An 11,911-nucleotide genomic window follows, 5' to 3' on the forward strand; every position below is an offset into this window, starting at 1 on the left:
AAAAGGAGAATTATTTATTTATGGAAAATGAAGTGATTAACGAATATACAAAATTAGTCTGGACGGCTATTCCTGATAAACTGGGAACAAAGAAACAGGAATTATGTCAACGTTTCTTACGTAAGTGTCCTACTCCATTAGCAATTAAACGGCTTTCACGTATTGAAAAAAATGAGATAAATGAATGGGCGCCAGAAATGCTTAACTTTTTTGCTGCCATTGAATTAGGAAAAATAGTAACCAAAAGTCACGAAGAAATTATCGGCCATGCTTATTCGAGCATCGAATTAGGCCGCAAGATGGTTGACCATTTTCAAAGTGAGGAGCAAGAAAGTGTTTGTATTGCTTGTACAGATATCCATAACGAGATAATTGATTGGAAAATTTTGTTTGTAGGCGGCGGATGCGAATGTATTCTTTATCCTGATAAGATTTTTCAATATGCGCTCCGGTGTTCAGCCCAAGGAATTATTATGATCCACAATCATCCGACGGGAGACATTCATCCTTCCAAGCAGGACGAATCTTTCACTCGCCGCTTAGAACGAGGATGTGAGATTATTGGGCTTCATTTAGTTGACTTTATGATTGTTGGTCGCGATACATACCATAGTTGGCGTGAAGCTAGTCTCGTTAATGAGCTTAAAAAGTAAAGAAACTTTTAATTTATTGCAATAATTACGCTTTCTTTGTTCTTATTAATGTATATTAATGTTCGTATGTACCGAGTGGCTATGGTATAATATGCACGATATTAATTTGATTTTAAGACGAAGGGAAGAAGCAGATTGCTAGGAATTGGAACAAAAAATCTTGGCATTGACCTTGGAACTGCTAATACAATTGTCTACCTTGAAGGTAAGGGTATTGTATTAAGAGAACCATCAGTTGTTGCTCGTAATTCTAAGACTAACGAAGTAATCGCTGTTGGCAGTGATGCCCGTGATATGATTGGACGGACGCCAGAAAGCATTGTGGCTATCCGACCAATGAAAGACGGTGTTATTGCTGATTACGACACAACAGTTGCAATGATGAAGTATTACATTGATAAAGCGTTAGGAAATAATGGTAAGCCATATGTTATGGTATGTGTTCCTAGTGGGATCACGGAAGTTGAAAAGCGGGCAGTGATTGATGCTACTCGAGTTGCAGGTGCTCGTGATGCTTATGTTATTGAAGAACCATTTGCAGCAGCCATTGGAGCAGGTTTACCAGTTATGGATCCAACTGGTAGTATGGTTGTTGATATTGGTGGAGGTACTACTGATGTTGCTACCATTTCATTAGGTGGTATCGTCTCAAGTCGTTCCATTCGAATGGCTGGTGATAAGATGAATGATGCGATTGTTCAATATGTTCGCCAACATATGAATTTATTAATTGGTGAACGAACAGCTGAAAAGCTTAAGTGGGATATTGGATCTGCATCTGTTGAAGCTGCTGAAGAAATGGGAACAACACAAGTTCGCGGTCGTGATCTTGTAACTGGATTGCCAAAGACAATGCAAGTATCTGCAAAAGATGTTTCAACGGCCCTCCAAGATGTTGTTGATAGCATTATTACGGCAATTAAAGGAACACTTGAAGAAACTTCCCCAGAAATTGCTGCTGATGTTATTGATCACGGGATTGTATTAACTGGTGGAGGCGCATTATTAAAGCATTTGCCAGATGTTATTGCAGATGCAACTAAAGTACCAGTATTCATTGCTAATGATCCCCTTGACTGTGTTGCTATTGGTACCGGCGAGTCATTAAAGAGTATTGATGTAATGAAGAAAAAGTAAAATGATTCTCTGACAATGACGTCAGCGATGAATCATCATTAGTACTAACTAATGATTGACGGGGCTGATTGCCAAGCAGGATTGTTTGGCAGGCCCCGTCTTAATTACCTTGTGTAAGCATTGGAGGGTCATAATGCAGAAATTTTTTTCCAATCGCCGATTAGTTATTGCTGTGATAATTCTAGTTGTCTGTTTTGGACTAATGGCAGGTTCTGTTTCTTTACGGAATAGGCGAAATACACCACCGATCATCCAACAATTTGGAAATGATATTGTTGGCTTTGTTGATAGTGCAGTTGCTCTCCCTGTAAATTGGGCACAGACAAGTGTGAGTTCAATAAATGGGTTGATGAATACTTATTCTGAAAACCGTGAACTTAAACAGCAAGTAACTGAATTAGCACAAACTAAAGTCCGTGATCAGACCTTAGCTCATGAAAACAAACAATTAAAACAACAGTTAAAACTTAATAATTCAATGACCGACTATAATACAGTTACAGCGGCTGTGTTAATGCGCACACCTTCTTCGTGGCAAAGACAACTCGTGATTAATAAGGGGCAATCTAGTGGTATTAAGAAGAATATGCCCGTTATGAGTGGTAGTGGGTTAATTGGTCGGATTACAGAAGTAAATAAAACTAATAGCAAAGTTGAATTATTGAGTGATACCAGTGAATCATCAAACCGTTTTGCAATTACTCTTAATGGTCAAAATGGGAAGGTGATTAATGGGATTATCACCGGATATAATGCAAGAAATAACGAGCTTGAAATGGGACAAGTAACTTCTAAAGCTAAAATAAAAAAAGGTACCCGAGTAGTAACCAGTGGAATGGGTGGTGTGACACCTAAGGGACTTTATGTTGGCCGCGTGTCACGTGTCGGTAAAGATGATTATGGTCTCGCCCAGAAAATCTATATTACTCCAGCAACGGACTTTAATGATATTAATATTGTTACAGTTGCTGAAGCGGCCTCACAGGAGTGATAAATTATGTATCGTTTATCACGCTTAAAATATATATTCCCAATTGGTTTATTTGTATGTCTGTTTTTGGACGGCGCCTTAAGCCATGTGTGGGCACCATTATTTTTCAGTTATCCCTATTCAATGGTGAGTGAACTTGTCTTACTATGGTTAGTCTTATCGTATTTCTTTCAAGATGATATTGAGATTCCATTAATTCCATTTGCAATTGCTGCCGGTGCAGTTTACGATTTATACTTTTCGGGAATTTTAGGATTGTATATTTTCTTGTATCCATTAGTAGTCGAAATAACTAAAATTTTATCTCGTTATTTTAGTTCATCATTTCTTTCGATGATTATGATTTTCTTTGTTGATATTGTCATTTTTGAGACCTTTAATTATTGGGCATATTATTTAGTAAATATTACTAATGTTGGTTTTGGCGACTATCTTATTTATACGCTTGCTCCAACGTTAGCATTGAATTTAATTTATTTTGTTGTCCTCTTCTGGCCAATTCGCGCAATATATCGCTGGGCATTAGACGATGATCAAATTTAAAATTAGTGCTTGACACAATAGATATTCCAGTATAGGATATTTACAACATCATAAATGACAGTGAACAGACTAGTAGAGCTTTAGGCATTGCAAAGAGAGTCCTTAATGATGGGAAGGGATCAATGTTTCGGCTTGAATCACATCTGTGAGTTGGCCTTCTGAAAGCCATAGTAGGAAGACCCGGGGAAGCCCGTTACAGCGCGGAGTTTATTTTAATGAACTCACTAAGGCTATTATTCGTGAGAAAATAGCAAGATGAGGTGGAACCGCGGAAACGCCCTCGTAGCCAGTTTAGGCTCGAGGGTGTTTTTTGTTTCATTAAAATAGACTTATTAAGGCAAATATTGCGAAATATTTGTAAACATGAGGTGGAACCACGATGTACTCGTCCTCTAGGAGGTATCTCCTAGAGGATTTTTTCTTTTCCTGTTATTTCTATTAGTCAATAATTTAAGGAGGCAATAGTAAATGTCAATGCAATATATAAGTGAAATTCTACCTTCATTATTCCAGGGGGCTGCTCTTACATTACAAATTTTCTTCTGGACATTAGTTGGATCTCTGCCATTAGGGATTTTGGTTAGCTTAGGACTTACTTCTAAAATTAAACCTTTGAAGTGGATATTAGAAATTTATGTTTGGTTAATGCGGGGAACGCCTTTGCTGCTTCAACTGATCTTTGTATTCTATGGGTTACCAATTATTGGCATTGTTTTTGAACGTTACGATGCCGCCCTAGTTGCTTTTATTTTGAATTATGCAGCTTATTTTGCTGAAATTTTCCGTGGTGGTTTCCAATCTGTTGATCAAGGTCAGTTTGAAGCAGCTCGTGTCTTACGCCTAAGCTACTGGCAAACTCTTCGCAAGATTATCATCCCCCAGGTAATAAAAATCGTTATTCCATCAATTGGGAATGAAGTTATTAACTTAGTAAAAGATTCATCGTTAGTTTACGTAATTGGTCTCGGTGACCTACTTCGAGCAGGAAATGTAGCAACTTCGCGGGATGTTACGCTTGTTCCATTGATGTTAGTCGGATTAATCTACTTGATCCTTGTAGGAATTTGTACATTAATTCTACGGCAAGTTGAAAAATGTTATGCATACTTCAAGTAAAGGAGGGAATCTAAATGTTAGAAGTTCGAGATTTAAAAAAGAGTTTTGGCGATCGGCAAATTTTAGATGGGGTTAATTTAACAGTTAAAGATGGTGAAATTCTTTGTATTGTTGGTCCATCAGGTGCTGGGAAAACGACCTTACTTCGTTGTATTACTGGACTGGAAACTCCTGATAGTGGTGAGTTTTTCATTAACGGTCGTCGATTTGACCCTCAGGGAACAGATGCAGCTGACCGAGTAATCGGTGTGGTTTTTCAAGACTTTAAGCTTTTCCCAAATCTTTCGGTAATGGAAAATATTACGTTAGCGCCGATGATGGTATTGAAAAAGGATAAACAAGAAGCAATTGCTGAAGCACAAAAACTGCTTGAAGAATTAGGCCTTAATACAAAAGGAAAATTGTACCCCTACCAACTTTCAGGTGGACAAAAGCAACGGGTTGCCATTGCTCGTGCATTAGCAATGAAGCCTAAAATTTTGTGCTATGATGAACCGACATCAGCGCTTGATCCAAACCTCCGAAAAGATGTGGCTAATATTATTTTAGGATTAAAGAAGGATGGAATGACTCAGTTAATTGTTACTCACGATTTAGAATTTGCGGAAGATATTGCTGATGATATTTTACGAGTACAACCACTTGATCAACGTCAGAATAAATAAGGAGAGGAGAAATACTGATGAAAAAAGCGAAAGCAATTTGGTTACTTATTTTATTAGTAGTACCTGTTCTCCTTCTTAGTGGCTGTGAAAGTGTAACAAAGCGTGCTGATACGCAAGATACATGGAACCGGATCGAGCGACGGAAAAGAGTAATCGTCGGCCTTGATGACAGTTTTGTTCCAATGGGTTTTCGCCAAAAGAATGGAAAACTAGTTGGGTATGACGTTGATCTTGCCCGGGCTGTTTTTAAGCAGTATGGAATAAAAGTTGATTTTCAGCCGATTGATTGGTCAATGAAAGAGACTGAACTAAAAAACGGTACGATTGACTTGTTATGGAATGGGTATTCTGTTAATCCTAGCCGTGCCAAAAAAGTTGCCTTTAGTCGTTACTATCTAGAAAACCGGCAGATATTAGTAACTAAAAAGAAGAGTAACATTAAAAATTTGAACGGAATGACGGGCAAAACACTCGGAGTGCAGAATGGTTCAACGGGAGTAACTGTTTTGGATGAGAAGCCAAAGTTGTTAAAGGATAAAATAAAGAACCATACACCAGTTCTTTATGATACATTTCCTAATGCATTCATTGACTTAAATGCAAATCGAATTCAAGGAATTTTAATGGATGAGGTTTATGCTAATTACTATATTAAGCACCAACCAAATAGTAATTCATACCGCACTTATATCAGCAAAGAGTTGCCAATGGAACATTTTGCAGTGGGAATGCGGAAAGGTGACAAGACCTTAAAAAAGAAAATTAATCAAGGTTTAGGTAATTTGCAAAAAAACGGTGAATTACGGAAGCTTAATGAAAAATGGTTCGGTCAAGATAGTAACTACTTGGGACCAGATAACGCTAAATAAAAAGAGCAGGGACTTGGAAAATAGTCTCTGCCCTTTATTGTTTCCTACAAACAAATTAATAAAAATATGATGAATTTACGTAATCGGTTTGTAATTTAGTCATATTTAACGTATCATTATTCAGTATGATAATTCGAATGTAACTAGGTTGCAGCTAGTGGAACCCCTCTTGCTGCATTTTATATTGAAGGGAGAAAGAGAACGTGGATTTTAATCTTGCTCGTGGCGTGGACTTGCACATTATACCCACAAAACAATTTAAGATGAATCACGTCTTAATAGATTTTGCGACTCCGCAAACACCAACGAATGCTACTGCACGAAATTTATTGGCAAACCTATTAGAGACCAGCACGCATCGCTATCCAACACAGACGGCTTTGGCTCGTCAATTGGCATCTTTATATGGTGCCTATGTTAATTTATATGTTAACCGGCTGGGGACATTGCATACTGTCCGATTACGAGCGAGTTTTGTCAATAATCGCTTTGTTGATGAAGATTTATTTGAAAAGATTAGTGGCTTAATAAATGAGATCATTTTCCATCCGCTAATCGATGACGGGGAATTTGATGGTCCTACTTTTAGAATTCAATCTAATAATTTAAAAAGTGCGATAAAGTCTCTTTATGACGATAAACAATTTTTGGCTAATCAACGTCTTATGGACTTGTATTACCAAAATGATTCTGTAATGAAGGTACCTAGTTTCGGTCAAATTGCTGATCTTGAGAACTTAAATGCTAAAAGTTTAGTTTCAACGTATCATTCAATGATTAATGAAGATAAAATTGATATTTTTGTGTTAGGTGACATTGATCCGATGCGTGCTCAGCAAGTTATTGCTAAGTTGCCTTTTGAAGATCGCGATATTGTTAACAAGTCACCTTTATATCATCAAGCATTGTATGATCAAGTTCAGAGAAAAACAGAATATCAACAAGTAAATCAGGCAAAGTTAAATTTGGCATATTCTTTGCCTGTCTATTATCATGACGCCGATTACTATGCTGGCTTGGTTTTTAATGGACTTTTTGGTGGCACGCCATATTCAAAGCTTTTTACGAATGTCCGTGAAAAAGCTAGTTTAGCTTATTATGCTTCTAGCCGGCTTCTTCCATTCAATGGGATTGTAAGTGTTCAAACGGGAATTCAAGCGAGTGATCAAGAAAAAGTTCAAAATATGATTCAGGAACAATTAATCGCTTTACAAAATGGTGATTTTACTACTGAGACGCTAAGTGAAGTTCAAGATAGTTTGATTAACCAATACCGGGCAGGGCATGATTTGGCAAGTAATGTTTTGGAACAACAATTAGTTACCAAATTAGTTAATGAATCGGATAAGAACTTTATTACCGAAATAAAAAAAGTAACCGTAGCTGACGTTATGCGTGTTGCTAAACAGATGAAGCTTCAGGCAGTTTATTTATTAAGTGGTGAGAAATAATTATATGGATAGAGAAGTTTATCAAAATTTTAACCAGTCCATTTACCGTGAACAATTATCAAATGGTTTGAAAGTCCAGCTCTTACCAATGGAAGGCTACCATAAGACATATGCTATTTTAACAGCAGATTTTGGTTCCATTGATAATCATTTTATACCGTACCATCAAAAGAAGGCGATTACTGTTCCAGACGGGGTTGCCCACTTCCTTGAACATAAAATGTTTGAGAAAAAAGATCATGATGCCTTTGACTTGTTCGGTAAACTAGGAGCTGATTCAAATGCCTTTACTAGTTTTACCCAAACAAGTTATCTTTTTTCGACGACCAGTAATCTCCATGAGAATTTAGATGTTCTATTGGATTTTGTTCAAGATCCATACTTTACTGCAGAAACGGTGAAGAAAGAGCAGGGAATTATTGGCCAAGAAATTCAAATGTATGAGGATGACCCGAGTTGGCGGCTTTACTTAGGTATTTTAGGTAATTTGTACCCCAAAGATCCAATGCGGATTGATATTGCGGGAACGGTTGAATCAATCAGTCATATTACACCAGAAATTCTGATGGATAGTTATCGGACTTTCTATCAACCAACCAATATGAACCTTTTCCTTGTAGGACGCTTAGATCCAGAAGAAACAATGGCATGGATCAAGCAAAATCAAGAACAAAAGATTTTCGCTCCCGCAGAGACACCCCAACGGTTATTTAGCCTGAACGATCCAACTGCGCATGATGTAATTCCATTCCGTTCATTAACGATGGATATTGTTCGTCCTAAAGTGATGGTAGGCTTACGAGGGACCAAGCAATTTGATGATGGTAAAGAACGGCTCCACTACAAATTAGCAATTGATCTTTTGTTAGATGTTTTGTTTGACGATACTTCAGATAACTATTTGCGTTTGTACAACAATGAAACATTGGATGACACGTTTAGCTACAACTTTGAAATGCAACGGGGCTTTCATTTTGCGTACTTTAGCTCTGATACTGATCAGATGGAACGCTTTGCAGATGAGGTTATTGATATTCTTGAAAGTGCTGATCAGCAAATTGAAGCGGCGCGGACAAGGTTTGAGGGAATTAAAAAGGCAGAACTAGGGCGGTTAATTGGCTTATTAGATTCGCCAGAAGCAATTGCTAATCGTTATGCTGGAGACCTCTTTGCTGGCGCTAGCTTGATGGATGAGATAGCGACCTTGGAAACTATTACGATTGATGATCTTTATCAAGTTGCAAAAGAGTTTATTACTCCGCAAGGTATTTCGGTATACCAAGTTGTTCCGCAACATCAATAAACTAAACTTTTCCTATAGATTTATTCCGATAAGCTAATATATAATTGAGCATGATATAATATCCAAGAGTAAAGATAAATGAAAATGGAGATAGAATAATGAGTGAGAACGAGAACGATCAAAAACGACTTGAAATCGGTAAAATTTTACGAAAAGCACGGGAAGAAAAGGGCTATACCCTTGATGACCTTCAACAAATGACTAAGATTCAAAAGCGGTATTTAATCGCGATTGAAGATGAAAATTTTGATGAACTTCCTGGTGACTTTTATGTTCGTGCGTTCATTAAGCAATATGCCAATACGGTAGGCTTAGATGGTAATGAATTATTGCAAAAATATGATGATCAATTACCACAGACTAAAACGGAAGAGTATTCCGATCATTTAGCTCAAGCGGTTGAAACTCGTGCGAACCAACGGAAGACGGTTAGCGGGAGCGTAGACAAGGTTCGTAACTACATGCCAACGATTATTATTGCTTGTGTGATTGTTTTAGTGTTGGCAGCGATTTGGATTACGGCCATTGCTCGCAACCATCGCGATTCCTCTACACGGATTGATAATAGTTCGGTATCTGTTTCTGGAGAGAGTCGTAAGAAAGCCGCTACCTCTGCTAAAAAAGCAAGTACAAAGCAGAGCAAATCGACAGCAATCAAGCTCCAAGAAGCACCTAATCGGAATGACACAAGCGTTACTTATACAGCAAGTCAACTTACTAAAGACACAACGCTACAAATTGAACCAAGTGATCGTTCATGGATGCAGGTAAGGGCAAATAATAATGACTTATTAAACAAAACTTTGAATAACAATGAAAAAACTAGTGTAAAAATAAGTCGTGATACAACTTCATTAGTAATTACGGTCGGCAATGCTCGAGCAACAAAGTTAAAGCTCGGTAATCAAGAAATCTACTTTACTAATAATGGCCGTTACCAAAACACGCGGAATGTAACGATTAACTTTGGTAATGCCCAAACAAGCAGCAGTTCAGCAAGTCAGTCAGCAAATAGTTCAAGTCAAGCTTCTTCATCCTCGGCTCGTCCTAATAATGCTACGCAACCATCTGCTGCTAATAATAACAGTCGTCCTCAGACAAGTGCTAGTCAGCAAAATAATCAACCAACTCGTTAATATAAGAGGACTAAAGGAGTTAGAACATTGAATTTACCAAATAAACTAACTGTTATACGTTTAATTATTATTCCCTTTTTCTTATTATTAATGGTTCTGCCATTACAAAGCTGGGGAGCTGTAAGTTTTTGGGGAGCAACTATCCCGATGGCTCAGCTTATTGCTGCTATTTTATTTATTGCAGCAACAATTACTGATAATCTTGATGGACAAATTGCGCGACGGCACCATCTTGTAACTAATTTTGGGAAATTTACGGATCCACTTGCTGATAAGTTGCTTGTTATGACTGCATTTATCGTTTTAACTGGAAATGGTGTTGTTCCATCATGGGTAACTTCAATCATTATTTGGCGAGAATTATCTGTTACGGGCTTACGCTTATTGTTAGTGGAACAAGACGGGGTAGTATTAGCTGCTAAAATGCCGGGGAAGATTAAGACAACTACTCAGTTTATTGCAATTATCTTCTTACTCTTAAATAATGTTATTTTTGCTATTTGGAATATTCCATTTGGTCAAATTATGTTATATATTTGCTTGTTCTTTACTATTTATTCTGGAGTGGATTACTTCATTCAGGGACGCGATGTCTTTTCGGATGGATTTAAATAGGATATGGAGGGTGAGAAAAAACTTTTGTTTTTTCTCACCCTCATGTTTTTTATATTCATAGTTTTAAGATTTTAGTGAAAATGACTATACTTTACGTATATATATTAATAGGGGATGGAGTTTTATGGATGCAGAAATTATCTCAGTAGGAACTGAAATAGTCCTTGGACAAATAATTAATACCAATGCCGCGTACTTAGCTAACAGACTAACCCAACTTGACTTACCGGCTACCTATCAAACAACTGTTGACGATCAATCACAGAGGTTAGAGCGTGTTATTAATCACGCTTTGACTCGTGCTCAATTAGTTTTTGTTTGCGGGGGTCTTGGACCAACTGCAGATGATATTACGATGCCTACAGTTGCTAAAACCCTAGGGAAAGAGTTGCAGACTGACGAAGAACACTGGAAATGGATTCAAAAAACATTTGAACAACGACAAATAAAAATGGAACCAGAGAATATTCGTCAAGCCCAGTATCCACGAGGAGGAGAGCCGCTTGCTAATCCTGTGGGGCTTGCTCTAGGATGTTGGTATGAAACTAAGGGTAAAGTTGTGGTTGTCTTACCAGGACCACCCGCCGAATTTAAGGCAATGGTTGAAAAGAGCCTGGTTCCTAAACTCCAGCAATATTTTCAAACAAGAAAACAAATTACTAGTCGGACATTAAACTTTTTAGGGCGGCCGGAGTCACAATTAATGGATGAAATTGAAGGTGCTACTAACGATATCCCAGGGATAAGCATTACTTCTTATGTTCAACCAACGGCAATCCAGGTTCGGCTCACCGTACGTGACTTACCAGTGATTGAAGCTGAAGAAAAAATTGATCAGGCACAAAAAGCAATTCTTGCAGTTGAAGAACCGTTTTTCTTTGGAGTGGGGGATGACCTTACACTTGCCAAAGTCGTCGTTGAACAATTAAAAAAGCGCGGGTGGAAATTGACAGCAGCAGAAAGCTTAACAGGGGGGATGTTCCAAAGTGCTATTTGTTCCGTACCAGGAGCCTCGACTGTTTTTAATGGTGGTTTTGTTACCTATGCTGCTAGTGCAAAGGAAAAGTTATTAGGAATTCCCCACGCCACGATTGACCGGTATGGGGTAGTAAGCTCTGAAACTGCTGCGACAATGGCTGAAGGGTGTCAACGAAAATTAAATGTTGAAGTTGGAATTGGCTTTACTGGTGTGGCAGGTCCAGATATGCTAGAAGGACAACCGGCAGGGACAGTCTGGATTGGACTAGCAATGAAGGGGCGCTCAACTAAAACCGTTCAATTACATCTTGCATCCTATGTTGGAAGACAGGCGATTCGTACATTAAGTGTTCAGTATGGACTTCAATTAATTTACCATGAACTAAAAAAATAAACGAACTTTTGTTCACTTTTTTCTTGTTTTTTTGGCTAAAACTGTTATTATTAGTTATCG

12 protein-coding genes and 1 other annotated feature are annotated in these 11,911 nt (G+C 37.9%); all 12 genes read left to right on the forward strand.

Translation table 11 applies throughout. The features are described 5' to 3' along the window. The first annotated feature begins 20 nt into the window (after window positions 1-20). Window positions 21-653 carry a JAB domain-containing protein gene (locus LREU_RS02665; RefSeq protein WP_003667605.1) on the forward strand — a complete coding sequence of 211 codons (633 nt, stop codon included), beginning with the start codon at window positions 21-23 and terminating at the stop codon, window positions 651-653. Window positions 654-788: 135 nt separating this feature from the next. After that, window positions 789-1,790: a rod shape-determining protein gene (locus LREU_RS02670; RefSeq protein WP_003666650.1), complete on the forward strand. Its 1,002-nt coding sequence runs from the start codon at window positions 789-791 to the stop codon at window positions 1,788-1,790. A 133-nt stretch (window positions 1,791-1,923) separates the two neighbouring features. Then, entirely contained in the window at window positions 1,924-2,781 is an 858-nt protein-coding gene (gene mreC / locus LREU_RS02675) for a rod shape-determining protein MreC (RefSeq protein WP_003667606.1), read from the forward strand. 6 nt (window positions 2,782-2,787) lie between these two features. After that, window positions 2,788-3,324 carry a rod shape-determining protein MreD gene (gene mreD, locus LREU_RS02680; protein ID WP_003666652.1) on the forward strand — a complete coding sequence of 179 codons (537 nt, stop codon included), beginning with the start codon at window positions 2,788-2,790 and terminating at the stop codon, window positions 3,322-3,324. A 51-nt stretch (window positions 3,325-3,375) separates the two neighbouring features. Further along, window positions 3,376-3,609: a binding site (T-box leader), on the forward strand. Window positions 3,610-3,792: 183 nt separating this feature from the next. Then, window positions 3,793-4,440 carry an amino acid ABC transporter permease gene (locus tag LREU_RS02685; protein ID WP_003666654.1) on the forward strand — a complete coding sequence of 216 codons (648 nt, stop codon included), beginning with the start codon at window positions 3,793-3,795 and terminating at the stop codon, window positions 4,438-4,440. 14 nt (window positions 4,441-4,454) lie between these two features. Then, a complete protein-coding gene (locus LREU_RS02690) occupies window positions 4,455-5,105 on the forward strand; it encodes an amino acid ABC transporter ATP-binding protein (protein WP_003667608.1) in 651 nt (216 codons plus the stop codon). Window positions 5,106-5,122: 17 nt separating this feature from the next. Next, window positions 5,123-5,974 carry an amino acid ABC transporter substrate-binding protein gene (locus tag LREU_RS02695; protein ID WP_003667610.1) on the forward strand — a complete coding sequence of 284 codons (852 nt, stop codon included), beginning with the start codon at window positions 5,123-5,125 and terminating at the stop codon, window positions 5,972-5,974. A 203-nt stretch (window positions 5,975-6,177) separates the two neighbouring features. Continuing rightward, complete coding sequence (gene yfmF / locus LREU_RS02700; protein WP_003667612.1) at window positions 6,178-7,425, forward strand: EF-P 5-aminopentanol modification-associated protein YfmF; 1,248 nt, start codon at window positions 6,178-6,180, stop codon at window positions 7,423-7,425. A 4-nt stretch (window positions 7,426-7,429) separates the two neighbouring features. Next, window positions 7,430-8,728: an EF-P 5-aminopentanol modification-associated protein YfmH gene (gene yfmH / locus LREU_RS02705; RefSeq protein WP_003667614.1), complete on the forward strand. Its 1,299-nt coding sequence runs from the start codon at window positions 7,430-7,432 to the stop codon at window positions 8,726-8,728. 98 nt (window positions 8,729-8,826) lie between these two features. After that, window positions 8,827-9,864: a helix-turn-helix domain-containing protein gene (locus tag LREU_RS02710; RefSeq protein WP_003667616.1), complete on the forward strand. Its 1,038-nt coding sequence runs from the start codon at window positions 8,827-8,829 to the stop codon at window positions 9,862-9,864. Window positions 9,865-9,891: 27 nt separating this feature from the next. Next, a complete protein-coding gene (gene pgsA, locus LREU_RS02715; protein WP_003666663.1) occupies window positions 9,892-10,479 on the forward strand; it encodes a CDP-diacylglycerol--glycerol-3-phosphate 3-phosphatidyltransferase in 588 nt (195 codons plus the stop codon). A gap of 124 nt (window positions 10,480-10,603) precedes the next feature. Continuing rightward, entirely contained in the window at window positions 10,604-11,851 is a 1,248-nt protein-coding gene (locus LREU_RS02720) for a competence/damage-inducible protein A (protein ID WP_003667618.1), read from the forward strand. The last annotated feature ends 60 nt before the right edge of the window (window positions 11,852-11,911 follow it).

This window comes from Limosilactobacillus reuteri subsp. reuteri (assembly GCF_000016825.1).
GTDB classification, from domain to species: Bacteria; Bacillota; Bacilli; order Lactobacillales; family Lactobacillaceae; genus Limosilactobacillus; species Limosilactobacillus reuteri.

What these genes read in the sequence shown, in the direction of transcription:
- LREU_RS02665 (WP_003667605.1), top strand. Translation starts at nt 21, where the DNA reads ATGGAAAATGAAGTGATTAACGAATATACAAAATTAGTCTGGACGGCT.
- mreC (WP_003667606.1), top strand. Translation starts at nt 1,924, where the DNA reads ATGCAGAAATTTTTTTCCAATCGCCGATTAGTTATTGCTGTGATAATT.
- mreD (WP_003666652.1), top strand. Translation starts at nt 2,788, where the DNA reads ATGTATCGTTTATCACGCTTAAAATATATATTCCCAATTGGTTTATTT.
- LREU_RS02685 (WP_003666654.1), top strand. Translation starts at nt 3,793, where the DNA reads ATGTCAATGCAATATATAAGTGAAATTCTACCTTCATTATTCCAGGGG.
- LREU_RS02690 (WP_003667608.1), top strand. Translation starts at nt 4,455, where the DNA reads ATGTTAGAAGTTCGAGATTTAAAAAAGAGTTTTGGCGATCGGCAAATT.
- LREU_RS02695 (WP_003667610.1), top strand. Translation starts at nt 5,123, where the DNA reads ATGAAAAAAGCGAAAGCAATTTGGTTACTTATTTTATTAGTAGTACCT.
- yfmH (WP_003667614.1), top strand. Translation starts at nt 7,430, where the DNA reads ATGGATAGAGAAGTTTATCAAAATTTTAACCAGTCCATTTACCGTGAA.
- LREU_RS02710 (WP_003667616.1), top strand. Translation starts at nt 8,827, where the DNA reads ATGAGTGAGAACGAGAACGATCAAAAACGACTTGAAATCGGTAAAATT.
- LREU_RS02720 (WP_003667618.1), top strand. Translation starts at nt 10,604, where the DNA reads ATGGATGCAGAAATTATCTCAGTAGGAACTGAAATAGTCCTTGGACAA.